This is a genomic window from Streptomyces meridianus (genome assembly GCF_023703325.1).
Taxonomy (GTDB): domain Bacteria; phylum Actinomycetota; class Actinomycetes; order Streptomycetales; family Streptomycetaceae; genus Streptomyces; species Streptomyces meridianus.
Map to the genome: position 1 here is coordinate 255,132 of NZ_JAMQGM010000037.1, position 24,775 is coordinate 279,906.

20 protein-coding genes are annotated in these 24,775 nt (G+C 72.5%); 13 read left to right on the forward strand and 7 right to left on the reverse strand.

Annotated elements, in window-relative coordinates:
- Positions 1–113: 113 nt before the first annotated feature.
- The 3 genes from M1E25_RS17990 to M1E25_RS18000 all read right to left on the reverse strand — a co-directional run bounded on the left by M1E25_RS17990 (position 114) and on the right by M1E25_RS18000 (position 4,133).
- Positions 114–1,796 (reverse strand): LCP family protein, encoded by a 1,683-nt coding sequence (locus M1E25_RS17990; RefSeq protein WP_251416741.1) that lies wholly within the window; start codon positions 1,794–1,796, stop codon positions 114–116.
- Between the two features lie 210 nt (positions 1,797–2,006).
- Entirely contained in the window at positions 2,007–3,230 is a 1,224-nt protein-coding gene (locus M1E25_RS17995; protein ID WP_372501025.1) for an LCP family protein, read from the reverse strand.
- 147 nt (positions 3,231–3,377) lie between these two features.
- On the reverse strand, positions 3,378–4,133 hold the full coding sequence (locus M1E25_RS18000) for a TIGR03089 family protein (protein ID WP_251416743.1): 756 nt from the start codon (positions 4,131–4,133) through the stop codon (positions 3,378–3,380).
- A 140-nt stretch (positions 4,134–4,273) separates the two neighbouring features.
- On the opposite strand from M1E25_RS18000, the gene M1E25_RS18005 reads away from it, so the two are divergent.
- The 3 genes from M1E25_RS18005 (at position 4,274) to M1E25_RS18015 (ending at position 7,898) form a co-directional block, all read left to right on the forward strand.
- Positions 4,274–5,665: a peptidoglycan recognition protein family protein gene (locus tag M1E25_RS18005; protein ID WP_251416745.1), complete on the forward strand. Its 1,392-nt coding sequence runs from the start codon at positions 4,274–4,276 to the stop codon at positions 5,663–5,665.
- 87 nt (positions 5,666–5,752) lie between these two features.
- Positions 5,753–6,835 carry a mannose-1-phosphate guanylyltransferase gene (gene manB, locus M1E25_RS18010; RefSeq protein ID WP_251416747.1) on the forward strand — a complete coding sequence of 361 codons (1,083 nt, stop codon included), beginning with the start codon at positions 5,753–5,755 and terminating at the stop codon, positions 6,833–6,835.
- 115 nt (positions 6,836–6,950) lie between these two features.
- Positions 6,951–7,898 (forward strand): DNA-3-methyladenine glycosylase family protein, encoded by a 948-nt coding sequence (locus M1E25_RS18015; RefSeq protein WP_285830913.1) that lies wholly within the window; start codon positions 6,951–6,953, stop codon positions 7,896–7,898.
- Positions 7,899–8,034: 136 nt separating this feature from the next.
- On the opposite strand, the gene M1E25_RS18020 is transcribed toward M1E25_RS18015, so the two are convergent.
- Genes M1E25_RS18020 through M1E25_RS18030 form a run of 3 tightly spaced genes read right to left on the reverse strand, consistent with a single transcriptional unit; the run spans position 8,035 to position 10,954 of the window.
- Positions 8,035–9,402, reverse strand: coding sequence for a coenzyme F420-0:L-glutamate ligase (locus M1E25_RS18020; protein ID WP_251416749.1), 1,368 nt, complete (start codon positions 9,400–9,402; stop codon positions 8,035–8,037).
- The gene (gene cofD / locus M1E25_RS18025) at positions 9,399–10,379 is read right to left on the reverse strand and encodes a 2-phospho-L-lactate transferase (protein ID WP_251416752.1); all 981 of its coding nucleotides are present in this window, start codon (positions 10,377–10,379) and stop codon (positions 9,399–9,401) included. Before cofD ends, M1E25_RS18020 begins: the two co-directional genes overlap by 4 nt.
- 32 nt (positions 10,380–10,411) lie before the next feature.
- The gene (locus tag M1E25_RS18030) at positions 10,412–10,954 is read right to left on the reverse strand and encodes a cysteine dioxygenase (protein ID WP_251416754.1); all 543 of its coding nucleotides are present in this window, start codon (positions 10,952–10,954) and stop codon (positions 10,412–10,414) included.
- Positions 10,955–11,666: 712 nt separating this feature from the next.
- Here M1E25_RS18030 and M1E25_RS18035 point away from each other — a divergent pair.
- The 3 genes from M1E25_RS18035 to M1E25_RS18045 all read left to right on the forward strand — a co-directional run bounded on the left by M1E25_RS18035 (position 11,667) and on the right by M1E25_RS18045 (position 17,507).
- Positions 11,667–11,930, forward strand: coding sequence for a WhiB family transcriptional regulator (locus tag M1E25_RS18035; protein WP_176161945.1), 264 nt, complete (start codon positions 11,667–11,669; stop codon positions 11,928–11,930).
- 277 nt (positions 11,931–12,207) lie between these two features.
- The gene (locus tag M1E25_RS18040; protein ID WP_251416833.1) at positions 12,208–15,981 is read left to right on the forward strand and encodes a glycosyltransferase; all 3,774 of its coding nucleotides are present in this window, start codon (positions 12,208–12,210) and stop codon (positions 15,979–15,981) included.
- A complete protein-coding gene (locus M1E25_RS18045; protein ID WP_251416756.1) occupies positions 15,978–17,507 on the forward strand; it encodes a DUF5719 family protein in 1,530 nt (509 codons plus the stop codon). The genes M1E25_RS18040 and M1E25_RS18045 overlap by 4 nt, the downstream gene beginning before the upstream one ends.
- Positions 17,508–17,611: 104 nt before the next feature.
- On the opposite strand, the gene M1E25_RS18050 is transcribed toward M1E25_RS18045, so the two are convergent.
- On the reverse strand, positions 17,612–18,067 hold the full coding sequence (locus tag M1E25_RS18050) for a metallopeptidase family protein (protein WP_251416758.1): 456 nt from the start codon (positions 18,065–18,067) through the stop codon (positions 17,612–17,614).
- Positions 18,068–18,339: 272 nt separating this feature from the next.
- On the opposite strand from M1E25_RS18050, the gene M1E25_RS18055 reads away from it, so the two are divergent.
- The 7 genes from M1E25_RS18055 to M1E25_RS18085 form a co-directional block, all read left to right on the forward strand.
- Complete coding sequence (locus tag M1E25_RS18055) at positions 18,340–18,771, forward strand: DUF3499 domain-containing protein (RefSeq protein WP_251416761.1); 432 nt, start codon at positions 18,340–18,342, stop codon at positions 18,769–18,771.
- Between the two features lie 131 nt (positions 18,772–18,902).
- Positions 18,903–20,261, forward strand: coding sequence for a phosphomannomutase/phosphoglucomutase (locus M1E25_RS18060; RefSeq protein WP_251416763.1), 1,359 nt, complete (start codon positions 18,903–18,905; stop codon positions 20,259–20,261).
- Between the two features lie 112 nt (positions 20,262–20,373).
- On the forward strand, positions 20,374–20,568 hold the full coding sequence (locus M1E25_RS18065; protein WP_251416766.1) for a Trm112 family protein: 195 nt from the start codon (positions 20,374–20,376) through the stop codon (positions 20,566–20,568).
- Between the two features lie 61 nt (positions 20,569–20,629).
- On the forward strand, positions 20,630–21,778 hold the full coding sequence (locus M1E25_RS18070; RefSeq protein ID WP_251416768.1) for an SIS domain-containing protein: 1,149 nt from the start codon (positions 20,630–20,632) through the stop codon (positions 21,776–21,778).
- Positions 21,779–21,821: 43 nt separating this feature from the next.
- Positions 21,822–23,024, forward strand: a complete 1,203-nt coding sequence (gene manA, locus M1E25_RS18075) for a mannose-6-phosphate isomerase, class I (RefSeq protein ID WP_251416770.1) — start codon at positions 21,822–21,824, stop codon at positions 23,022–23,024.
- A gap of 88 nt (positions 23,025–23,112) precedes the next feature.
- The gene (locus M1E25_RS18080) at positions 23,113–24,081 is read left to right on the forward strand and encodes a cation diffusion facilitator family transporter (RefSeq protein WP_251416773.1); all 969 of its coding nucleotides are present in this window, start codon (positions 23,113–23,115) and stop codon (positions 24,079–24,081) included.
- Positions 24,082–24,538: 457 nt separating this feature from the next.
- Positions 24,539–24,775: adenosylhomocysteinase (locus M1E25_RS18085; RefSeq protein WP_251416775.1), on the forward strand; the 237-nt coding region annotated here is incomplete at its 3' end.

Genomic DNA, 24,775 nt, shown 5'->3' on the forward strand with positions numbered 1-24,775 from the left:
CCGGACTCCGGGGACTGCGAGCCGCGTTGATCAGGTAGCCGGTCGACACTGCTCCGCGGCATGGGACCTCCCCGTCCCTTCAGTTGTGTTCGGTCTTCCCCGGATCCGTGGACCTACCGGACGCAGAGGTTCTTGTCGTTGGCCCGGACCTGCGGGACGTCCTTGGGCGCCTTGGTGGGGGCGGAGATCGGCGTGCCCGCGGCCTGGAAGTCGGCGCCCAGGACGAGGGTCATGTTCTCCATCGGCCCGGCGTCCTCCTTGCCCTGCTTCAGGGCGGACGCCGGCAGACCCATCATGTCGGCGAGCCGACGGGCCTGGTCGGCCTGGTTCGGCGCGAACTCCAGCGTCGTCTTGTCCTGCTTGCCCCCGGTGGCGTTGCCGCCGTTGCTCGACCGCGTCACACCCTCGGTGTTCTGCAGCCAGTCGACGGTGTCCTGAGCGGCGCCCAACGGGCCCCCGCCGTTGAGGACTTCGACGCGGACCGCGGACGGCTCGGCCATCGGCCCCTCGAGCAGCTCGGCCTGCTTGTCCTTGGCGGCCTTCTTCTTCTGCTTCACCTCGGTCAGCGAGACGTCGTTGCGGACCATGGAGAAGATCGGCTCGGCCTTGGGCTTGTCCAGCAGCACGGTCGCGCCATCGGTGTTGTCCACCACCGGCACCGTGACGAAGCTGATGTTCGCCAGGTTGACGCGCTTGAGGTCCTTGGCGAGGTCGACGAGTTTGCCCACCTTGCCTATCCCGGTGTCGACGGTCAGCGCCTTCGTGGCGGCGTTGGCCAGGTCGTAGAGCTTGGACGGGCTGCTCAGGGTGTCCCCGGACTTCATCGTCTTGATCATGGAGCTGAGGAACTGCTGCTGCAGCTTGATGCGGTCCAGGTCGCTGCCGAAGCCGACCGCGTGCCGGGTGCGGACGAACGCGAGCGCCTGCTCGCCCTTCACCTTGTGCCGGCCTGCGCCGAGCCGGAGGTGCGACTTGGGGTCGTTGAGGTCCTTGGTCAGGCAGACCGGGACGCCGCCGACCGCCGTGGAGAGCGTCTTCACCGCGTTGAAGTCGGCCATCATGAAGTGGTTGATCTTCACTCCGGTCATCTTCTCCACGGTCCGCCAGGTGCAGCCGGGGTCGCGGCCGGACTGGCCGAGGCTGGTGTTGAACCGGACGCCCTGCTGCCCGGCGATCACCTTCTTGCTCCCGTCCTTCTGCACGGTGGGGCAGTCGGGGATGTCGGTGATCATGTCGCGGGGGATGCTGAGCGCGGTGGCGTTCGTCCGGTCCTTGGAGACGTGGAAGAGGATCGTGGTGTCCGCGTGGCCGACGCTCCCGGCGTCGCCGTAGCCCTTGTTCTTGCCGGTCCGGTTGTCGGTGCCGATGACGAGGATGTTCAGCGGGCCGTTGCTGGACGCGGCGTTGTTCATCCCGACGTCGACCTTGTCGATGTTGCCGTCGAGGTGGTTCATGAAGGCGTACGCACACGCGGTGCCGGCGACCAGCAGGAAGGCGGTGATGCCGCCGGTCCAGTACAGGGCCTTCTTCCGGCCGCTCTTCTCGGGCCGGGGCCTGCGGCGGCCGGCGGGCGGCGGGGCCACGGCCCCGCGACGCCCGCGCTGCGACGGCACGTCACGGCGCCGGGAGCGGCCCGGCGTCTCGTGGGTCCGGCCGGAGGCTCTGCGCTGAGCCGGAGGCGACTGTCGCCCTGCGGTATGGTTCGATCGCAGTTCGTAGTCACCGGTGTTGGGGTCGAACACCCACTGGTCTGCGGGGTCGTAGTCACCCGCTCGTCCACGGCCTTGCGCGTCCACGGTTTCCTGAGTCCTCCGTCGGTACCACGCGGCGCCTCCCCCGGCGCCCGGTCATCGATTGCCGGTGCGCGGCTTCCCTGGCCGTCGGCACCGGATCGCTCACCTTATCCGCCCAGCTCACAGTCGGGCGACGGCGGTGGCAAAAACCTCCTCCCTTACACGCGGGCAATCCGCCCAATCCCGCCGCCGGATCGAGCGGCCCATATTTCGCTATTGATCACATGTGTCCCGATCTGCCGTGGTTCCCCGGTAGGTTGTCGGCGGTGTCGCCGGCGGGCGGGGTGAAGCGGATGCGGTGCCCGCCGCCGAAGCCTCGTCAACTTCCTCCGCGGACGCGGGATCGTCATCACTGCCGCGCTCACCGGCCCGGTTGCGCTCCGGGGTCACCTCCACCGGTTCGTCGTCCCGCAGACTGCCGAACAGCTCTGCCGCGTCGGGCTGGGTCAGTTCGTCCCGATTGGGGTTCGGCGGGTACGGGCGGCGCGGCACTGTGAGGAAACGCACATGGTCCGTGGGGACGTCGCGGAGTGCGGCGGCGAGCTCGTACAACTCTTCGAGCGAATCCAGCCCGGCGTCGGTGGTGATCGACGATGTCGCCGCGTCCAGCACCGGGTACAGGCGGGCCGGGTTCAGCAGTACGCCGTTGCTCTGCACCTTCTTCACCAGTGCGGCGAGGAACTGCTGCTGCCGGTCCATGCGGTCGGTGTCGCTGCCGTCGCCCAGGGCATGGCGGGCGCGGACGTACCCGAGGGCGTCCTCGCCGGCCAGCACCTGGCGTCCGGCGGGAAGTTCGAGATGTGCCGCGGTGTCCTTCACCGGGTACTTCAAGCAGACCTCGACGCCGTGCACGGCATCGATGAGCCCGGTGAAGCCGGTGAAGTCGACGATCACGTGATGATCGATGCGGATGCCCGAGAGCTTCTCCACCGTGCGAATGGTGCAGGCCGGTCCACCGGCCTGGAACGCCGAGTTGAACTGGGCGAATCCGGGCTGCGTCGGTTCGCCGTCGGGGCCGGTGCAGGCGGGGACGGTCACCATCAGGTCGCGCGGGATGCTGACCGCCGTCACGCTCTCGCCGCCGGCCGCGAGATGCAGCAGGATCGTGGTGTCCGACCGCTGGGTCCCGGTGTCCCGCCCGTACCGGCCGTTCCCGTCGCCGCGGTTGTCCGAGCCGATGAGCAGGATGTTCCGCGCCTCGGCCACCCGCGCCGGCGGGCGCTCGTGCTCGTGGCTGCGCAGCTCGGCCGCGGTGGAGGTGTCCGTGGTGATGTTCGCGTCGAGTTCCCTGACCAGACCCCAGCCCACGCCGGAGGACGCCGCCAGCAGCGCCACCGCGCCCAGGGCGGCCCAGCGCAGTCGGTGCCGACGGTCCCCGACGTCCACGGCCCGGGCCGTCGGGGAGGTGTCGGGGCTGTCGGTCACGTCGGTGTCCATCCCTCACGGAGTCGGCTCCCTCGGCCGCGGGATTCCGCCGGCCGAAGAGGAAGACCCGTGAGGACGCCGCTTGGTTGTACGGCTGCGGCGATGCCCGCGACGTTCCTGCCGGTCAGCGGGCCGTGCGCGCCGGACGGGGCGGCCCGGTCAGCGAACGATGCCGGTGACCCGCTCACTCTTCCTGCGCTGCTCCAGCGCCTCCGGTGCCAGCGCGTCGAGATTGCGGCACAGCACGATCGAACCGCCGGCGGCGAGCGGCGCGAGCAGCCCGGCCGACAGGCCCTCCCAGGTGTCGTACGGCAGCGCGGACAGCAGGCGCGAACCGCTGCCCGTTCCCCGGCGCGCGGCGTCCTTGCGGGCCCGCTCGACCGTGTCGGCGGCGGTGAGCTCTCCCGCGCCCCCGAAGGCGAGTGCGGGAGCGTCGGGATCCACCGGGGCGTACGGAGCGAAGCGGTCGCCCTGGCTCGGCACCTCGACCGCGTAGTCGGCGAAACCGGCCGGTGGCTGCGGGAAGCGGGCGCCCAGTGGGCGCAGGCTCAGCGCCACGCGCTCGCCGGTGCAGGCCCGGGCCGCCTCGAGGGTGTCCGGCCCGGCCACGACCAGGTCGGCGGCCGACGGATCTCCGTCCAGGTCGGCGACCACACCGGTGGACGAGCAGGCGAGCACCCACACGGCCGTCTGCCAGTGGGCGGGCAGCAGCAGCGCGAGCCGGTCGCCGGGCTGCGCCGCAAGATCGTCCTGCAGCAGGTTGGCCGTCTTCGCCACCCAATTGGCGAAAGTCGCCACCGAGAGTTCGACGCGTTCTCCGGTTGCGTCGTCGTAGAAGGTCACCAGGGGGCGGGCCGGGTCCGCGGCGAGCGCGGATCGCAGCAGGTCGGCGGGGGTGCGATCGATGGCGTTCACGCGCGCAAGGGTACGCGGACCCACCGGCGGCGCCGGAGGGAGGCGATGAGCCCGTACGGGTGGCGGCTGCCCCGATCGAGCCGACAGGTCGTCACATCACCAATGGACATATTTGTCTGACTATGTACACGATCATTGGCATGCGTGCACTCCTTGCTTCCTCGATCGGCGTCGCCTGCGCAGCCGCCCTGGCATTCCCGCTCGCGATGCCCGCCGGCGCGACCGCAACCCCGGTCGCCTTCACCGAACCCGCAGGCTCCACCCGTGCGTCCGCGACCGACTCCCGGGACACGGACCGGGTGGAGAAACGCGCCTCGCTCCCGGGCGCCACCCAGTCGCTTCCGCTCGAGCCCCTGGACGCCGACCAGGCACGTGCCCTGGTCGACCTGCCGGGGGCCGCGGGCGCCAAAGGCCTGACGGAGCGGGAGGTCAAGCCGTTCTCGCTGGTCGGAATCGTCTGGGAGGACGCCGACACCGAGCTCCACGGCCGGGTGCAGGTGCGCACCCGGTCCACCGAGACGAAGAAGTGGTCCGAGTGGCAGGCGATCGAGCCGCACACCGACGACGTTCCCGACCCCGGATCGCCCGAGCCCGGAGCCGCCCCTGTCCGCGGCAGCACGGCCCCGCTCTGGGTCGGCGCGTCCGACGGCGTGGAGGTCCAGGTCCTGCCCGACGGGACCTCGGAGCGCTCGGGCGGCGAGGCACCGGCCCTGCCCGACGGCATGCACCTCGAACTCATCGATCCCGGCGCCGACCCGGCCGCGGAGGACACCACGGGTGCCCCCCTGTCCGAGGAGGCCGCCGAGAGCTCCGCCGCGAACGCCCCGCTCGCCGCTCCCGGCGCCAAGGAGATCCCCGCCGAGACACCCTCGACGAGCGACACGGCGGAGGCGTCCGGAACCGGCACCGACCGCGGCGCCACGGCCAAGCACATCGGGCCCCGGCCCGGCATCGTCACCCGGGCCGGCTGGGGCGCCGACGAGAAGCTCCGGGAGCCGGGCTTCCGCTACACCAGCACGGTCAAGGCCGCGTTCGTGCACCACAGCGCCTCCGGGAACGGGTACAGCTGCTCGCAGGCGCCCGCGCTGATCCGCAGCATCTACCGCTACCACGTCAAGAGCAACGGCTGGCGTGACGTCGGATACAACTTCTTCGTCGACAAGTGCGGCAAGATCTACGAGGGCCGCGCCGGCGGGGTCGTCCAGCCCGTCATGGGCGCCCACACCCTGGGCTTCAACAGCAACACCATGGGCATCGCGGTCCTCGGCACCTTCACGTCCGCCGCACCGCCCAAGGCAGCACTCGACGGGGTCGCCAAACTGACGGCGTGGAAGCTCGGCCTGTTCGGCCGCAACCCCGGCGGCACCACCACGCTGACGTCCGCCGGCGGTAAGTACAAGGCGGGCACCAAGGTCAAGATGAAGGTCATCTCGGGCCACCGTGACGGCTTCGCCACCGAGTGCCCCGGCGCCAAGCTGTACGCGAAGCTCGGGACCATCCGCAGCACGGCATCCCGGCTCCAGGGCCGCTGACACGCACGGATGGCCGCAGGGCGAGCACAACCGTCCGCATAAACTGACCGCCGACCGGCCGACCCCAGCAGGAAGCAGAGCCCCAAGGTGACAGAAGCGATCCTCCTGGTCGGCGGCAAGGGCACGCGGCTGCGCCCGCTCACGGTGCGCACGCCCAAGCCCATGGTCCCGGCGGCCGGTGTCCCGTTCCTCGCCCACCAGCTGGCCCGCGCCCGGGCCGCCGGCGTCGAGCACGTCGTCCTCGCCACCTCGTACCTGGCGGAGGTCTTCGAGCCCTACTTCGGTGACGGCTCCGATCTCGGACTCCACCTGGAGTACGTCACCGAAGTGGAGCCGCTCGGGACCGGCGGCGCGATCCGCAACGTGGCCTCGCACCTGACCTCAGGCCCGGACGAGCCCGTGCTGATCTTCAACGGCGACATCCTCACCGGGCTGGACATCCGGGCGCTTGTCGACACCCACACCACGAGCGGCGCCGACGTCTCCCTGCACCTGACCCGGGTCGACGACCCCCGGGCCTTCGGACTCGTCCCCACCGACGACACCGGCCGCGTCACCGCCTTCCTGGAGAAGCCGCAGACGCCGGAGGAGATCGTCACCGACCAGATCAACGCCGGCGCCTACGTCTTCCGGCGCTCGGTGATCGACTCCATCCCGCACGACCGCCCGGTGTCCGTCGAGCGCGAGACCTTCCCCGGACTCCTCTCCGACGACGCACACCTTCAGGGCATGGTCGACTCCACGTACTGGCTCGACCTCGGAACCCCGCAGGCCTTCGTCCGCGGGTCCGCGGACCTGGTCACCGGGCGCGCCCCCTCGCCCGCGGTGCCGGGCAGGCGCGGGGAGCGCCTGGTCCTCGAAGGCGCCGGGATCGCCGCCGACGCCAAGCTGAGCGGCGGCACCGTCGTCTGCGACGGGGCCCGGGTCGGAGCCGGGGCCCGCGTGCACGGCAGCACCGTCCTGGCGGACGCCGTCATCGCCGATGGAGCGGACGTGCGGGACTCGCTGATCGGCGAGGGGGCGTACATCGGCGAACGCACCCTCCTGGACGGTGCGGTGATCGGCGACGGCGCTCACATCGGCGCGGACAACGAGTTGCTCGAGGGCGTCCGCATCTGGTGCGACGCCAGGATCGGCGACGGCGCGGTCCGGTTCTCCAGCGACCAGTAGTTCCGCCCGGCGGCCACCGGGGACCGCGGCGGGACCGCTCACTGCGGGAACTACGCTCGTACGCGTGACATCCGACTCCGACCGGCCCACCCGCAGCACCGTGCGCGCGGGAGCCCTGCGCGTGCCACCGGCCCGGTCGTCGCGTACCGGTGCTGCGACCCACCGCCGCTGGACGCCGCCCTATCCGCTCCACCTCGGGCTCACGATCGGTCCGCTGCGCCGCGGACCGGGCGACCCCGCCTTCCGGGTGGACGCCGGCTCGGTCTGGCGCGCCGCCCGGACTCCCGCGGGCGCCGGGACGCTGCGGCTGGCTCAGCGCGCCGGCGGCGAGATCGAGGCCGAGGCATGGGGGCCCGGGGCGGACTGGCTGCTCGACGGCCTGCCCGCGCTGCTCGGCGCCGGCGACGATCCGGCGCAGTTCACGGCCCGGCACCGGCTGCTCCACGAGACCGGGCGGCGGCACCCCGGTATGCGCCTCACCCGTACCGGCCTGGTGCTGGAGTCGCTCATCCCGTCGGTCCTGGAGCAGAAGGTCACCAGCGACGAGGCGTACCGGGCGTGGCGCCTGCTCCTGCGGCGTCATGGCGAACCGGCCCCCGGCCCGGGCCCGGCGGAGCGGATGCGGGTGCTGCCGGACGCGCGGTCCTGGGCCCTCATCCCGTCGTGGGAGTGGCACCGGGCGGGCGTCGACGGCAAGCGTTCGGCGACGATCGTGCGCGCGGTGCGGGTCGCCCGGCGGATGCAGGAGGCCGCGGCGATGGACCTCCCCGAGGCGCTCGCCCGGCTCCAGGCGATCCCGGGCATCGGCCCGTGGACGGCGGCGGAGACACTGCAGCGCAGCAATGGTGCCGCGGACGCGGTCACCGTCGGAGACCTCCATCTGCCCGGAACGGTCGGCTATGCGCTGGCGGGCGAGCGCGGCGCGGACGACACGAGGATGCTCGAACTGCTCGCGCCGTACGCGGGCCAGCGCCACCGCGCCTGCCGGCTCGTCCTGCTGAGCGGACGGATCCCGCCGCGCCGCGCCCCGCGCATGGCCGTCAACGACATCCGCCGCATCTGACCCCGGCCGGTCCCGAGCGGTCCGGGTCGGCGCATCCCCTTCTGCATCAAGGGAGTCGGCGCGAGCCGACGGGCCCCGCCGGCGGTTCCGGTGAAGAGAGCCGGCAGCGCGGTGCGTCCGGGCGGAGGCCCGGCGGTCACCGCACCTCGACGAACCCCGCGGGGTCCCGTTCCCCGCGGGCGGGCGGTGCAGCCGCCGGGTGCCCCACGGCCACCGCTCCCATCGGGTCCCAGCCCGCGGGCAGGTCCAGCACCTCGCGGACCACCTCGCGGCAGAACATCGTGGAGGAGACCCACGCCGAGCCGAGCCCTTCGCCGGCCAGGGCGACCAGCAGGTTCTGTACGCCGGCTCCGGCGGCGACCACGAACATCTCGCGTTCCGCGGCGGCCCGGCGCTGGTCCGGGTAGGTGTGCGACCCGTCCATGACCAGGCAGGGCACCACCAGGTACGGGGCCTTGCGCAGCACGTCGCCGCGCCGTACCCGCTTGGCGATGCTCGCCTCGCCGAACCCGTCGCCGCGCAGGTCGGCGATCCAGGCGTCCCGCATGGCGTCCAGCAGCCGCACCCGGGAACCCGGCGACTCGAGCAGCACGAACCGCCATGGCGTGGTGTGGTGCGGTGCGGGCGCCGTCACGGCGGAGGCCACGGCGCGGCGCACCGCGGCGCCGTCCACCGGCCGGTCGGTGAACTCCCGTACGGTGCGCCGGAGTCGGATGGCCTCCCGGACCGCCTCGGAGGTGCCGAGCCGGAACATGTCCTCGGCGGCGCTGCGGACCAGCGGCCGCGCGCCCGGGTCGCCGCCGTCGTCCGGAGTGCGCAGGAGGTGCGGGAGCCCGCGCACGACGGCCACCGGCAGCCCCTTCGCCTTGCCCTTCACCAGGTCGCCGGCCGCGGCCAGTTCGTCGGCGGTGGCGACTACGGTCATGCCGAGCGGGTTGCCGTGCGTGTCGGTCCCGCCGCGCAGGTCGTCCAGGACTCGCAGCCCGGATGCGCCGATCGCCACGTCGGTGAGCCCGTTGCGCCAGGGCCGCCCGAAGGTGTCGGTGACGACGACGGCGACATCGACGCCGAGCGCGTCCCGCAGCCCGGCCCGGATGGCCGCGGCGGAGGCGTCGGGGTCCTCGGGGAGCAACAGGACGGTGCCCGCAGGGGTGTTGGAGGCGTCGACGCCGGCCGCGGCCATGACGAAGCCGTTGCGGTTCTCCACGATCCGGGTCGGTCCGCGGCGTGCGACGACACGCACGGTCTCGCTGTCGATGGCGCTCTCGCGGTCGGCTGCCTCGACGATCCGTCCCTCGGCCTTGCTGACGATCTTCGAGGTGATCAGGAGCACGTCGCCGTCGGCCAGACCCGCTCCTGGAGCCGCGGCCCCCGGGGAGGCGTCCGTGGCCGCGGAGATCAGCTTCGCGAGGTCGTCACCCGGCTGCACCTCGGGGATGCCCGGCACTGCCCAGACCCGGAATCCGGGCCCGGAGGCCGCCGCGGGGGAGAGAGGCCCGCTCATGCGCGGACCTCTTCGGCCAGCGCGAGCGCGTCGGCGGCCATGCGCCGCGTCGCCTCGAGGTCGGTCATCATCAGCGGCACGGCCCGGCACCGGATGCCCGCCGCCTCGACCTCGTCCACGACGGCGGCGTCGGTGGTGTCGACCAGCCATCCGTCGAGCAGCCCGGAGCCGTAGAACCGGGCCACGGCGGAGGCCGTGGACTCGACGCCCACCGCTGCGAGCACCTTGTCCGCCATCCCGCGGACCGGCGCGTCACCGACGATCGGGGAGAGCCCGATGACGGGCACGCCCGCTTCGGCGATGGCCGTTCGCACGCCCGGCACGGCCAGGATCGTGCCGATGCTGACGACGGGGTTCGACGGCGGGAAGAGCACCACGTCCGCCGCGGCGACGGCCTCGAGGACGCCGGGGGCGGGCTTGGCGTTCTCCGCGCCGACCGGCACCACCGCGTGGGCCGGGACCCGGGCGCGAAGCCGGACCCAGTACTCCTGGAAGTGGACGGCCTTGCGGGCCGGTTCGCCGTCGCTCTGCGGAGCCTCGGGGTCGTCGACGAGCACATGGGTCTCGACCCGGTCGTCGGTCATCGGCAGCAGTCGCACGCCCGGCTGCCACCGGGTGCACAGGGCCTCGGTGACGGCGCTCAGCGGGTAGCCGGCGGCGGTCATCTGCGTCCGGACGATGTGGGTGGCGAAGTCCCGGTCGCCGAGCCCGAACCACTCCGGGCCGACGCCGTAGGCGGCCAGCTCGTCCTTGACGGCGAAGGTCTCGCCGGCCCGGCCCCAGCCCTGCTCCTCGTGGATGCCGCCGCCCAGGGTGTACATGACGGTGTCGAGGTCGGGGCAGACCTTGAGGCCGAAGAGATGGATGTCGTCGCCGGTGTTGCCGATGACGGTGATGTCCGCGTCGGGGGCGGCTGCCTTGAGACCGCGGAGGAACCGGGCGCCGCCGATCCCCCCGGCCAGAACCACAATGCGCATGGCCACAGTCTCTCAGCGCGGCGGGTGCCGCGTCAGCCGCGGGTGCCCTCGAGAGCGGCCGGCGCGCGATCGTCGTCCGGACGGGCCGCGGCGGGCTGCGCCTTCCGGGGGTGCATCGGCATCTCGGTGAGCCCGGGATGGTAGAGGTGCAGGCTGACGGCCGGTGCGAGCGTGTCGTTGACCACCTCGTGGATGTGTCCCGCGGGCAGGACGCGGAGGTCGCCGGGCCGCAGGACCCGGGGCCGGTCCGGCGTACCCGGGCCGGGCGAGTGCTCGGTGAGCTCGCCGTCGAGGACGGTCAGGAGTCCGGCGGAGCGGCCGTGGCCGTGGCGGCCGCTTCCCTGGCCGGGCACCCAGCTGAGCAGCCACAGCTCGTAGCCGGGTCCGGTGCGCAGGCGGTGGTACCAGCGGCTCGTGGCGTCGTACGCGACCAGGGGCGACCAGGCGGTGCGGTCGGCGGCGACGGCCCTGAGCAGCCCGGCGTACTCGGCGAGGGTGGTGGGGTGCCGCGGGACGGGCGGAAGGAGGTGGGGGACGGCGAGCAGGTCGCCGGCGATCTGGACGTCGCTGTTCATGGACGAGGTTCCTCGCGTGTGCTGGAGCGCGGCAGGGGTGTTGCCCTGAAGTGCGCGATGCGTGATGCACGGGCGCCGGACGTGGCGGCGGAGAGGTGGCTGATGCCCGGGCCGTGGGGGGCCGGGAGCGTCAACAGCCGGAACAGCGACAACAGCGAAGAACGCGCGAACGCAGACAGTGCGCAGGGGCAGCCCAGCGGTCCTCGGCGCCGCACCGGGTGCGGACGCGAGTCCTGGAGAGGGCATGCGTCACTGACATGCATCCAAGGAGATCGGTTCTGGCGGCGCGATGTCAACCTGATGTGCGTTCTCTCGCATGTGTTTCACCTCATCTGATTGCTCTGCCTGGTGAAAGGTTTGTGCAGGAGGGCGTGGGGACAAGTGCGCAACAACCGGCGCCCCACGTGCAGCCGGCCTTCCGGCTCCGGGTCACGGTGTGCGGAACGGCGGATCGTGGGGCAGCGGCCGGGCCAGTGGCCGTGACGTCCCGCCTGACGGGCGTTCATGGCGGAGATGCGAGCCCAGGGTTCGGACTTTTATAGCGTTTTGAATACTTTTCGCTTCTCTTGGTTCCGGAGAGTGAATAAGGGGCTCATTAGCAGATCTCGGCTTGACTGCCGCGGATCGGCACACTTGTAATTTCACTCGTGTCGTTCGGTCGTCATCGATAACGACATTGTCACGGGGCAGCAAAGACAGACGAGGGGCGCGCATGACCGAGTTGTTCCAGCAACTGCTGGTCGAGGAGGCGGACGAGGAGCTCGGGTGGCAGGAGCGCGCTCTGTGCGCCCAGACCGATCCCGAGTCGTTCTTCCCCGAGAAGGGCGGTTCCACCCGTGAAGCCAAGAAGGTCTGCTTGGCCTGTGAGGTCCGTTCCGAATGTCTCGAATATGCACTCGCCCATGACGAACGTTTCGGAATCTGGGGCGGTCTGTCGGAGCGTGAGCGGCGACGTCTGAAGAAGGCCGCTGTCTGACTCGCTGTCCGAAGCCCCGTCAGCCCGCCGATCCCCGAGTACGGCGGCAGCTGCACCCCGGCGACGGAACCGCCCGCCGGACAGCACCGGACAAACACCCAGCACGGACCCCGGTCCGCCTCCCCGCTCGGACGGGTGAGGCGGACCGCTTCGCACACGCCGCACCGGCCCGGCGGGTGAGCCGTTAGTGTGGTGGCCCGTCCGAGACGCGCGCCAACGACCCCGACGGGCAACGGGCGTGTCCACCACAGTCCAGCGAACCGGGGCCCGTACCTCGATGTCCGTGCACAGTCATTCGGCAGCCGGCCGCCCGGCAGCCACCACGGCCGCAGCGTCCTCCGCCGGCACACCGGAATTCCCGCGGCACGTCGTCACTGCCGTGCTCGTCGCCCACGACGGCGCCCGCTGGCTCTCCCAGGCGATCGCCGGCCTGGCAGGTCAGACACGTCCCGTCCAGAACTTCGTCGCCGCCGACACCGGCAGCGCCGACGAATCCGCCGCCCTGCTCGCGGAGTCGTTCGGCCCCCACCGCGTTCTGCACCTCGCCCGCCGTACGAGCTTCGGTACCGCCGTCGACGAGGCCGCCCGCACCGCCGGCGTCCTCACCCCCGATGACCTGCCCTACCTCAAGCGCCCCAGCGGCTGGGACCCCGTCACCCGCACCTGGCGCGACGAGGCGTACGACATGCCGGAACTCCCGCACGGCGAACCCGTCCAGTGGCTCTGGCTGCTGCACGACGACTGCGCACCCGAGCCCGAAGCGCTCGCCGAACTCCTGCGCGTCGCCGACGCCGCCCCCTCCGCGGCGATCGTCGGCCCCAAACTGCGCAGTTGGTACGACCGCAGGCAGCTGCTCGAGACCGGCGTCAGCATCGCCAACAGCGGTCGCCGCTGGACCGGGCTCGAACGCCGCGAACAGGACCAGGGCCAGCACGACCAGGTGCGCCAGGTGCTGTCCGTTTCCACCGCCGGCATGCTCATCCGCCGCGACGTGTGGGAGGAGCTCGGCGGATTCGACCGTCGACTGCCCCTCATGCGTGACGACGTGGACCTCTGCTGGCGCGCCCAGGCGGCCGGCCACCGGGCGCTGGTCGCGCCCGAGGCCGTCATGCGGCACGCCGAGGCCTCCGCCCGCGAGCGGCGGCCGATCGACTGCGTCGGCCGTTCGGTCGCGAGCCCGCACCGCGTGGACAAGGCCGGTGCCGTGTACACGCTCCTGGTCAACAGTTCCGGCCGCGGGCTCCCGTGGGTCCTGCTCCGCCTGGTCCTCGGAACCCTGCTGCGCACCCTGGCCTATCTCGTGGGCAAGGTCCCCGGACAGGCCCTCGACGAGATCACCGGGCTCCTCGGCGTCCTGCTGAGGCCCGAACGGATCCTCGCCGCACGGAGGATGCGGGGTAAACCCGCCGTCGAACACCGCGAACTCAGGCCGCTGTTCCCGCCTCCCGGCGCCACCGTCCGTGCCACCTTCGAGCAGGTCGTCGGGAACTTCGGCGGCCGCTCCGAGCCCGACCTGGCCTCCGGCGGCCGGCACGGCGCCGTCGAGACCGGCCCCGGGGGCGACGACGCGGAGTTCCTCGAGGTCGAACAGTTCGCCCGGCTCAAGCGGATCGCCCGCAGGCCCGGTCCGGTCCTCTTCCTCGTCCTGCTGTTCGTCTCCCTCATCGCATGCCGCGACCTGCTCGGTCCGGGGGCCCTGTCCGGCGGCTCCCTGCTGCCCGCGCCGAGCGACGCCTCCGACCTGTGGGGCAGCTTCACCGCGTACTGGCATCCGGTGGGTATCGGAGCCACCGATTCCGCCCCGCCCTACCTCGCTGTCTTCGCGCTGCTCTCCACCCTCCTGTTCGGCAGCACCGGCCTGGCGATCACGCTCTTCCTCGTCTGCTCGGTCCCGCTGGCCGGCTTCACCGCCTACTTCGCGTCCCGCCCGCTCGTCGAGTCCAAGGCGCTGCGGGCCTGGGCGAGCGTCGCCTACGCGTTCCTGCCGGCCACGACGGGTGCGCTCGCGGGAGGACGGCTGGGCACAGCAGTCCTCGCGATCGTCCTGCCGCTGATGGCCCGGACCGCGGTGGCCTCCGCCGGACTCCGCCTGCGTCCCGGCCAGCGCCCGAGCTGGCGCGCCGTGTGGGCCCACACGGTCCTGGTCACGTTCTCCTCGGCCTTCACCCCGATCGTCTGGCCGATCGCGCTGTGTCTGGCCGCGGGTGTCCTTCTGCTGCGCTTTCTGCGCGATGAGAAGGACCAACTCCCGGCCTACGGGCTGCGTTTCCTCTCCGTCGTCGTCACGCCGTTGGTCGTACTGGCGCCGTGGTCACTCGCACTGCTGACGCACCCCGGCGCACTGCTGACCGAGGTCGGCCAGACCGTGGGCAACGGTGGCGCCTCCGCGTTCGAACTCCTCGCGCTCAGCCCCGGCGGGCCCAAGGCGGACAGCGGGCTGCTGCTCATCGGCGTGGTGCTCGCGGCGTTCGCGGCCCTGCTGCGCGGTGAGCGCACCACCGCCATCCGGGTCGCCTGGACCGTGGCCCTCGTCGGCTTCCTCTTCGCGGCGCTCTCCAACAGCGTCGCCTGGGCCGGACCGGCCACGCTCGTCTACGGTCTCGCGCTGATCTGCGCGGCCGCCGTCGGCGCCGAGGGAGCGCGCCAGCGCGTCGCCTCGCAGAGCTTCGGCTGGCGCCAGCCGGTCGCCGGCCTGATCGCCCTCGCGGCCGCAGCCGCCCCGCTCCTCACCGCGGCCGGCTGGATGACCGGCGGCGCAGCCGGGCCGGTGGAACGGCGGGACCCCGTCCAGGTCCCGGCGTTCGTCGCGGAGGAGAGCCGTACCCGCGACCAGGCGCGCACGCTGGTACTCGGCGGTTCCGGTTCCCGTGTCTCCTACACCCTCGTCCGGGGGTCCGGAGGACGCCTCGGTGACGCAGACATCGCCGCCGAGGCCGGAACCCCCCCGCGACTCGCCGACATCGTCGCCAACCTCGTCGCCGGTTCCGGGGCCGACCAGACAAGCCGCCTGAGCGGATACGCCGTGCGCTACCTGCTGGTCCGCGACGGCGCCCCCCGCGAAATGACCCGAGTCCTCGACGCCACCCCGGGCCTCACCCGGCTCAGCCAGCAGGACGGGGGCTCGCTCTACCGCGTGGACCAGCGGGTCTCCCGGGTGGCCGTGGTCGATCCGGAGAGCGCCCGCGGTCAGGACTCCGCTTCCGGGCGCGAGCCGGTCGCCGTGGCGGCCGGTCCGGTCGAGGCCCACACGAACGTCCCGTCCGGCCCGGCCGGGCGCGTCCTGCGCATCGCTGACAAGGCCGACCCCGGCTGGCAGGCCACCCTCGACGGCAAGCCGCTGAAGCCCGTCACCGTCGACGGCTGGGCACAGGGCTTCGAACTGCCCGCGAACGGCGGACGTCTGGACCTGACCGTCAACACGCCACTGACCCACACCGGCTGGCTGGCGGCTCAAGGGCTGCTGGCGGCCGTGGTTCTCGTGCTGGCCCTGCCCGGCCGACGCCGCGAGATCGACGACGACCTCCCGGAAACCGCCGCCGACGCGGTGCCGGCCCAGCCGGCGGAAGGCGAAGGACGGCGAGCCCGGCGACTGCGCGCCGCGGCCGAGGCCGAGCAGGGCGTCCGGCCGGCAACCGGCGCGGCGCGCCGACCGGAGGAGCCCTTCGCTGCGGCAGCCGACGAGAGCGGCTACTGGGCCGAGGTCCCGGAGCACCACGACGTCCCGCAGCAGCCCGCGTACGCCGACTGGAACGACCCGGCCTACGCCGGCGGCGGTCACCACGACGCAGGCCACCCGCAGAGCGGTGGGTACGGCGGCTACCCGGCGGACACGTACCCGTCCGGTCCCGCCGACCCCTACGGGCCGGGTTCGTACGGGGGCGAGCAGCAACCCGCGCAGACCGGTCCGTACGGCGGCCCCGATGGTGCGGACCCGTACACGGACCCGTACGGCTACACCCGTCCCGCTGCGCCCGGCGGACCCCAGGGCGAGACGACGTACGGTGACGGCGGCGTGCCGGAACCCCGCCGCGACGGGAGCGAGTACCAGTGACACCCAGCAACCTCCCCCTGATCGGGGCCTTCGGGGCTCTGGCGCTCCTCACCGGCGTCGCAGCCGTCGCGGCTCCCGGCCCGGAGGCCGCCGAAGCGCCGGCCGCCCGGCTGCCGGTCCAGCGTTCGGCGCTCGTGTGCCCGGCACCGACCGCGTCGGATCTCGCCGAAACCCAGTACACGGCCTTCACCCCCGGCGGCGGGAAGGCGAAGCCGGGCGGCGGGGGCGCAAGCGCCGGGCTGCTTCCCGCGACCACCGCCACCGGACTCGGAGGCCGCAAGGACGGCAAGGCCGGAGCGGACGGCAGAGCCGGCCGGGGCAAGGACGACAAGCCTGTCGTGCCGCTCGAGTCCCCCGGCTCGCCGGTCGTCGCCACGACCTCCGACTCCAGTGCCCCCGCGCTGACCGGGACCGCTGACGGGGCGCTCGCCCCCGGCTGGACGGTGCAGCAGACGAGTGTGGTCGCGGCGGGCCGGGGCCGGGGGGTCCTCGGGACCGCCTGCACCGCCCCCGACACGGACTTCTGGTTCCCGTCGGCCAGCACGGCCAAGGAGCGGCAGGACTTCGTCCACCTGACGAACCCCGACCCCACCGCGGCCGTCGTGGACCTCGAGTTGTACGGCAGGGGCGGCAAGCTCAAGACCACCGTCAGCGACGGCATCACCGTGCCGCCGCGCTCCACCGTCAAGGTCCTGCTGTCGACCCTGACGCAGAAGCCCACCACGAACGTCGCCCTGCATGCCGTGGCGCGCGCCGGCCGGGTCGGTGCGGCGGTCGAGGCCCTCGACGACCGGATCGGCGGGGACTGGCTGTCGCCGGCGGCCGACCCGTCGGGCAGCGTCGTCCTGCCGGGAATCCCGAAGGACGCCACGTCCGTGCGGCTCGTCGCCCTGGCGACCGGCGAGGACGACGCCGACCTCAAGGTGCGACTGGCCGGCCCATCAGGCCGGCTGACGCCCGCCGGGCACGAGACGCTGCACGTCAAGAGCGGGATGACGTCAGCGATCGACCTGGGCGACCTGACGAAGGGCGAGCCCGGCTCCCTGGTGCTCACCCCTGCGGACGGCGGCAGCGGCGCTCCCGTGGTCGCAGCCCTGCGCGTCACCCGGGGCAAGGGATCGGACCAGGAGACGGCGTTCGTGCCCGCCGTCGAGCCGCTGCGCGACCGGGGCACGGTCGCCGACAACCGGGCCAAGCGCTCCACCCTCGCGCTGGTCGCGCCCGGGCGGACGGCGAAGGTCAAGGTGACGGTGTCCGCAGGCAGCGAGGGCGGCAGCCCGGTTTCCCGGACGTACACCGTCAAGGGCGGGACGACCAAGGCCGTCGAGCCGCCGTTCCCGTCCTCGGGCAAGGGCAGTTACGCACTGACCGTGGAGCCCGTGTCCGGCGGTCCGGTGCACGCGTCGCGGATGCTCGCGATCCCGCAGGGCGGCATCCCCATGTTCACCGTCCAGACGATTCCGGACGACCGAGGGACGGTGAACGTCCCGCACGCCGAGCAGGACCTGTCCCTGCTCAACGACTGAGCCGGCCCGGCTCGGCGGGGCCCTTCGAGACGACGGGGCCGGCCCGGGTTCCGCCGGCGCCGCCCGTCCGCACCGGGGTGGGAGCGACCCCGGGCCGGGCGGTCTCAGTCCTGGCCGTAACGCGGGTCCACGGACTCCGGTGCGAGCCCCAGCAGTTCCGCGACCTGTTCGACGATGACCTCGTGGACCAGCAGCGCACGTTCCTCACGGCCCTTGGTGCGGATCTCCACGGGCCTGCGGTAGATGACGATGCGTGAGTTCCCGCTCCCGTCCGCCGTGTCGAGCCGTCCCAGCGGAACGGGGTCGTCCGCCCAGCCGTCGGGATCCCCCTCGCCGGCGGGGGGCGGGACGTCGCGAACGGTGAATTCCACATCGGCGAGCTGCGTCCAGCGGCGTTCCAGCCGCTGCACCGAGTCGTGCACGAGATCGACGAATGCGTCGGACCGGCTCGTCGCGAGCGGCACCTGCGGCGGCGCGATCGGGCCGCGCATACCGCGGCCGTGACGGTCGCGGCGCCGGGGGCGCGGCTCGGTCGGGCGGGGAGTCACGGGACTGTCCATCGACTACGAGAGTAGCCGTCGCGGCACAACGGCGCGGAAGTATGCCCGCCCGTGCATGTCATGTCCGATCCTGAACATTTCGGCCATATTCGAGGTCGCTCACAGGCAGAGTTCTGAGCGGATATTCCAAGACGAATGACGCTATCGGGACGAGTCGGTGACCGCATTCATCGTCGTCTTCCGCTCGCGGTCCGGAGGCAGGCGCAGGTCAGGTCCGGTGTCCGCAGGTCAGGCCGGGTGCGGACGTCAAGGCGACACGGCGGAGTGAGGTCGTGGAGAGTCGTCGCGGCCCGCTCAAGAGTGCGGTACCGTCCAACCTCGTGAGCCCTGTACGTCGCTGTTCGCGCACCGCATGCGGCCGTCCCGCCGTCGCGACGCTGACGTACGTCTACGCGGATTCGACCGCCGTGCTCGGGCCGCTCGCCACCTACGCCGAGCCGCACTGCTACGACCTGTGCGCCGAGCACTCCGAGCGGCTCACCGCACCCCGCGGCTGGGAAGTGGTCCGGCTCGCCGTCGAGGACCGTGACTCCGGCCCCAGCAGTGACGACCTCGAGGCACTCGCCAACGCGGTGCGCGAAGCCGCCCGGCCCCAGGAGCGCGCCGAGGCGACGGGAGGCTCTCCCGGCAGGGCTCCGGCGCCCGATCCGCTCGAGGTCGCCCGCCGCGGCCACCTGCGGGTGCTCCGCTCGCCCGATTCCTGACTCCGCACACCGGCGCCGCTCGCGCACGGCCGGCTGCGGGCCCTGTCGTTCCACTCCGGTGAGGCCCTTCGGCAACGATGTCATCCCCGACGGGTAGATTTGGCGGCCCAGGACTCCGGAAGGGTTGCGCTGTGCCCGACTTGTCGCAGATCGTAAAGGCATACGACGTGCGAGGGGTCGTCCCCGACCAGTGGGACGAGTCGCTCGCGGAACTGTTCGGCGCGGCATTCGTCCGTGTCACCGGAGCGAGCGCGATCGTCGTCGGGCACGACATGCGGCCGTCGTCGCCCGGCCTCTCCCGGGCCTTCGCCCGCGGCGCCGCCGCACTCGGCGCCGACGTCACCGAGATCGGCCTCTGCTCCACCGACCAGCTGTACTTCGCCAGCGGCCGGCTCGGTCTGCCCGGTGCCATGTTCACCGCGAGCCACAACCCCGCCCAGTACAACGGCATCAAGATGTGCCGGGCTGGTGCGGCCCCGGTCGGCCAGGACACCGGCCTTGCCGACATCCGGGCCCTCGTGGAGGAGTGGGCGGAGGGCGGCCGTCCGGAGCCCGCAGCCGCCCCGGGCACGATCACCGCGCAGGACGTCCTCGCCGACTACGCCGCGCACCTGCGCTCGCTGGTCGACCTCACGGGCATCCGGCCGCTGAAGGTCGTCGTCGACGCGGGCAACGGTATGGGCGGGCACACCGTCCCCACGGTGTTCGAGGGGCTGCCGCTCGATCTCGTCCCTCTCTTCTTCGAGCTCGACGGCACCTTCCCCAACCACGAGGCCAACCCGCTCGACCCGGCGAACATCGTCGACCTGCAGGCCGAGGTACGGGAGACCGGCGCCGACATCGGCCTGGCCTTCGACGGGGACGCGGACCGCTGCTTCGTCGTCGACGAGCGCGGCGAGCCCGTCACCCCTTCCGCCGTCACGGCCCTGGTCGCCGCCCGCGAACTCGCCAAGCACGACGGGGGCACGGTCATCCACAACCTGATCACCTCCTGGTCCGTGCCCGAGGTGGTGAAGGAGCACGGCGGCACCCCCGTCCGCACCCGGGTCGGGCACTCCTTCATCAAGCAGAAGATGAGCGAGACCGGGGCGATCTTCGGCGGCGAGCACTCGGCCCACTACTACTTCCGCGACTTCTGGAACGCAGACACCGGCATGCTCGCCGCCCTGCACGTCCTGGCCGCCCTCGGCGAGCAGCCGGGTTCGCTCTCCGCGCTGGTCGCCCAGTACGACCGCTATGCGGCGTCCGGCGAGATCAACAGCACCGTCGCCGACCAGGCGGGTCGCGCGGCGGCGGTCAGGGAAGCCTTCGGCGACCGCGACGACACGCAGCTCGACGAACTCGACGGCCTGACCGTCACCGCCGCCGACTGGTGGTTCAACCTCCGTGCCTCCAACACCGAGCCGCTGCTCCGGCTCAACGTGGAGGCGAGGGACGAGCGGACCGTCCACCGGATCCGCGACGAGGTCCTCGCCATCGTCCGCGCCTGATCGTGCCCGACGTCGCCGGGCCGCGCCTCGCAGGCGGCCCGGCGGTACCCTGACGAGGCCGACCACTCTCCGCGCCCCGCACGGTCGCCGGGAGATCACGAAGGGAAAACCCATGCCGCTCGAAGCAGGTCTCCTCGACATCCTCGCCTGCCCCGCCTGCCACGCGCCGCTGCGCGCGCAGACCGCGGCCGGGGCCGAGGGCGAGCCGGAGGAGCTCCGGTGCACCGGCGAGAGCTGCGGCCTGGCCTACCCCGTCCGTGACGGCATCCCTGTGCTGCTCGTCGACGAGGCCCGCCGCCCCGCCTGATCCCCGGCCGGGCCCCGGACCCCCGACTCCAGCTGCCCCTGCGATCGGAGGCCACAGACCGATGCTCGACGAGTCGCTGCTCGACGCCCCCCAGAAACTGGCCCGCATGGACACCCGCGGCCTGCTGCGCGGGGCCGCGGAATCGGGGGCCCGGGTCCGTACCTCCGCCCGGAGCGCAACCGAGGCCGGCGTCGCCGACCTCCGTCCGGAGGGGCGACCGCGGGCCATGTTCGTGGCCGGTTCGGGCCCGGACACCGGCAGTGTCACCGATCTGCTCTCCGCCTTGGTCGGCAGCAACGTGCCCGTCGGCCTGATCAGCCCCACCGGAGCCCTCGCCGCCCCCGGAGCGCTGCTCTGGTCGCTGCCGGGCTGGGCCGGGCCCGCCGACCTGCTGCTCGTCGTCACCGCCGACGGCACCGAACCGGGTCTGACGGCTCTCGTCGACCAGGCCTATCGGCGCGGCTGCGCGATCGTTGCCGTCACCCCCGGCGGTGCACCGCTCACCGGCGAGGTGACGAGTCGGCACGGGCTCGCGATCCCGCTCGCCTCCGCCCCGTACGAGCAGCCGGCCGAAGGAAACCGTCCCTACGGCGAGAGCGAGCACCCGGGGCTGCTGTGGGCCCTGCTGACACCGCTGCTCGCCGTCATCGACCGGATGGGGCTCGTCTCCGCACCCCCCGACGCCCTTCACCGCGTCGCCGACCGTCTGGACCGGGTCGCCGAGCGCTGCGGGCCGGCGATCGCCACCTACAGCAACTCCGCCAAGACCCTCGCGGCCGAACTGGCCGACGCCCTGCCGTTGTTGTGGAGCGAGGGCCCGGCAGCGGGCGCCGCGGCGCGTCGCTTCGCCCACGTACTGGCATCGGTCGCCGGGCGGCCCGCCCTCACGGCCGGTCTGCCCGAGGCCCTGATGCTGCACAACACCCTGCTGTCGGGGGCCTTCGCGGCCGGCGCCGACCCGGAGGACTTCTTCCGGGACCGGGTCGAGGAGCCCGAGGCACTCCATGCCTGCGTGGTTCTGCTGCGCGACCGGTCCGCGGGCGGGCGGTCGGCCGCCCCGGCCGCACGGGAGCTGGCACTCGGCCACGAGACCCCCGTGAGCGAACTCGAGGCGGAGGAGGGCAGCCCGCTGGAGGCCGTCGCGGAACTCCTCGCCGTCGCGGATTTCACCGCCGTTTACCTGGCGCTCGCCTCGCGAGAGCGACCATAGAGCGCCGTAGTTCGACGTCCCACCAGAGTCAGGAACCACCCGCATGGACCGCCTCACCAACACCGTGCGCCCCTATGCCTGGGGCTCGACCACAGCCATCCCGAACCTCCTGGGCACGGAGCCCACCGGTGAGCCGCAGGCCGAGCTGTGGATGGGCGCGCACCCGGGGGCTCCCTCCCTGGTGGACCGCGGAGCCGGCGCCAGGCCGCTCACCGAGATCATCGACGCCGACCCCGAGGGCGAACTCGGCGCGGCCGCCGTCGCGAGGTTCGGCACCCGGCTGCCGTTCCTCCTGAAGATTCTCGCCGCCGAGCAGCCCCTCTCCCTCCAGGTACACCCGGATCTCGACCGGGCGCGGGCCGGATTCGCCGACGAGGAGGCCCGCGGAGTGCCGCTGGAGGCCCCGCACCGCAACTACAAGGACGCCAACCACAAGCCCGAACTGCTCTGCGCCCTCACCGAGTTCGACGGCGTGTGCGGCTTCCGTCCGCCCGCCGAGGCGGCCGGAGTGCTCGCGGCGCTCGAGGTCGACTCGCTCAAGCCGTACGTCGACATCCTGCGGGCCGGACCGGAGGAGGCAGCGCTGCGCGAGGTGCTCACCGCCGTCCTGACCGCGGACCGGGGCGCGACGGCGGAGTCCGTCACCGAGGCGGCGGCCGCAGCGGCCCGGCTCGTCGACGAGGACGGCCCGCACCGCCGGGCCTACGCCGCCTACGCCTCCCTCGCCGACCGGTACCCGGGGGACCCCGGTGTCATCGCCGCCATGCTGCTCAACCACGTACGCCTGGAGCCCGGCGAGGCACTGTTCCTGGACGCCGGCGTCCCGCATGCCTACTTCGGGGGGCTGGGCGTCGAGATCATGGCCGGGTCCGACAACGTGCTGCGCAGCGGCCTCACCTCCAAGCACGTCGACGTTCCGGAACTCCTGCGCGTGGTGCGGTTCGCAGCGACCCCGCCGGGCGTGATCCGCCCGTCCCGCGCCGCCGGAGCCACTGCCGAAGAGGTGTACGAGACCCCCATCGACGAGTTCCGTCTCTCCCGTTTCGCTCTGACCGAGTCGGCTGGAGCGGCCGAGCTGGTGTGCGCGTCCGCTCAGATCCTGTTGTGCACTGCCGGCACGGTCACGGTCGAGAGCCCGCAGAGCGCGCTCACCCTCGAACCCGGGCATTCCGTCTTCGTGCCGGCGGACGAGCCTCTTGCCCTCTCCGGCCGGGGGACCGTGTTCCGCGCGACGGCGGTGGCCTGACCGACCGGCGCCGCCGGGTGGCTGCAACAATGTGCGGCCGGAGCGCGGCGAGAACGCCGTCGGACGAGGGAAGGGGCGGACGCCAGACATGAGTGCGTCAGGCGGAACAAAGGCGATCGTCGCGGCGCTGGGCGCCAACCTGGCCATCGCAGCAGCCAAGTTCGTGGCCTTCGCGTTCAGCGGTTCGTCCTCGATGCTGGCCGAGGGCGTGCACTCGCTCGCCGACTCGGGCAACCAGGGGCTGCTGCTGGTCGGCGGGAAGAGGGCCCGCCGCGAGGCGACGGAGGAGCACCCCTTCGGCTACGGACGCGAGCGCTACATCTACAGCTTCCTCGTGTCCATCGTGCTCTTCACGGTCGGTGGCATGTTCGCCGTCTACGAGGGCTACGAGAAGCTGAAGCACCCGCACGAACTCACCGACTGGTACTGGCCGGTGGGGGTTCTGGTCTTCGCGATCATCGCGGAGGCGTTCTCCTTCCGCACGGCCATCCAGGAGTCGAACCAGCTCCGCGGGAACCTCTCATGGACCCAGTTCGTGCGCCGCGCCAAGGCGCCCGAGCTCCCCGTCGTCCTCCTCGAGGACTTCGGCGCGCTCGTCGGTCTGATACTGGCCCTCGGCGGCGTCGGGCTCGCGGTGGTCACCGGCGACGGGCTGTGGGACGCCATCGGAACCCTCTGCATCGGCACACTGCTCCTGATCATCGCCGTGGTGCTGGCCGCCGAGACGAAGTCCCTGCTGCTCGGTGAGGCCGCCGGCAGCGAGGAGGTGGCGAAGATCCGCGCGGCCGTCGTCGACGGAAACGTCGTGACCCGGCTCATCCACATGCGGACCCTGCACCTGGGGCCGGAGGAACTGCTCGTCGCCGCCAAGATCGCTGTGCACCACGAGGGCACGGCCACCGAAATCGCGAATGCGATCGACGCCGCGGAGAGCCGGATCCGCGAAGCGGTGCCGATCGCCCGTGTCATCTACCTGGAGCCGGACATCTACGACGAGGCTGCCGCGGCCGCCGGCTCGGACCCGGCGAAGATGCCGGGTGGTGCCGACCGGAGCTGACTCCGGCCCACTCGCCCACAGCTGAACGGGGCTCCTCCACCGGTCACCGCCCGGGCGGTGGGGCCCCGTTCAGCCTTCGGCCCGGCGTTCCGGATCATCCGGTGTTCGTCCGGTCACACGCAGGGGCGCGGGGCCGGGTCCGCGGGCCGGTCGGGACCTCCCCACGGCACCCCCGCCGAGCTGCGAGAGGCTCCGCGCCCGGCGTACCGGAGGTGCCCGGGACACTGCCCCGGTACGGTGGTCGGGACGGGATGCGGGCTGGGGTCCGTCCCGCCGATCGGTGTAGATTCGTCACTGGACAGACGTCGCTGCTGATGGCGGTCGGGCGGCCCGTATCACGGACCGGCCGAGGGAGAGAGGGCCTCCGACGGACTGTGGTGCGGCAGGGGACACGTGTGTCCGCAGCCGCCGGACAGCCGATACCCACTCCCGCTCGAAACCATGAGGAGCAGACCGCATGACGACAGCTGTCAACGGCCAGGACTTCAAGGTCGCCGACCTCTCCCTGGCGGCCTTCGGCCGCAAGGAGATCCGCCTCGCCGAGCACGAGATGCCGGGTCTGATGGCCATCCGTGAGGAGTACGCCGCGTCGCAGCCACTGGCCGGTGCACGGATCACCGGCTCGCTGCACATGACGGTGCAGACCGCGGTGCTCATCGAGACCCTCGTCGCGCTGGGCGCCGAGGTCCGCTGG

Excerpts from the sequence above, each read along its gene's own strand:
- M1E25_RS17995 (WP_372501025.1), bottom strand. The coding sequence starts at position 3,230 with ATGGACACCGACGTGACCGACAGCCCCGACACCTCCCCGACGGCCCGG.
- M1E25_RS18005 (WP_251416745.1), top strand. The coding sequence starts at position 4,274 with ATGCGTGCACTCCTTGCTTCCTCGATCGGCGTCGCCTGCGCAGCCGCC.
- M1E25_RS18020 (WP_251416749.1), bottom strand. The coding sequence starts at position 9,402 with ATGAGCGGGCCTCTCTCCCCCGCGGCGGCCTCCGGGCCCGGATTCCGG.
- cofD (WP_251416752.1), bottom strand. The coding sequence starts at position 10,379 with ATGCGCATTGTGGTTCTGGCCGGGGGGATCGGCGGCGCCCGGTTCCTC.
- M1E25_RS18030 (WP_251416754.1), bottom strand. The coding sequence starts at position 10,954 with ATGAACAGCGACGTCCAGATCGCCGGCGACCTGCTCGCCGTCCCCCAC.
- M1E25_RS18035 (WP_176161945.1), top strand. The coding sequence starts at position 11,667 with ATGACCGAGTTGTTCCAGCAACTGCTGGTCGAGGAGGCGGACGAGGAG.
- M1E25_RS18040 (WP_251416833.1), top strand. The coding sequence starts at position 12,208 with ATGTCCGTGCACAGTCATTCGGCAGCCGGCCGCCCGGCAGCCACCACG.
- M1E25_RS18050 (WP_251416758.1), bottom strand. The coding sequence starts at position 18,067 with ATGGACAGTCCCGTGACTCCCCGCCCGACCGAGCCGCGCCCCCGGCGC.
- M1E25_RS18065 (WP_251416766.1), top strand. The coding sequence starts at position 20,374 with ATGCCGCTCGAAGCAGGTCTCCTCGACATCCTCGCCTGCCCCGCCTGC.
- M1E25_RS18070 (WP_251416768.1), top strand. The coding sequence starts at position 20,630 with ATGCTCGACGAGTCGCTGCTCGACGCCCCCCAGAAACTGGCCCGCATG.
- manA (WP_251416770.1), top strand. The coding sequence starts at position 21,822 with ATGGACCGCCTCACCAACACCGTGCGCCCCTATGCCTGGGGCTCGACC.
- M1E25_RS18080 (WP_251416773.1), top strand. The coding sequence starts at position 23,113 with ATGAGTGCGTCAGGCGGAACAAAGGCGATCGTCGCGGCGCTGGGCGCC.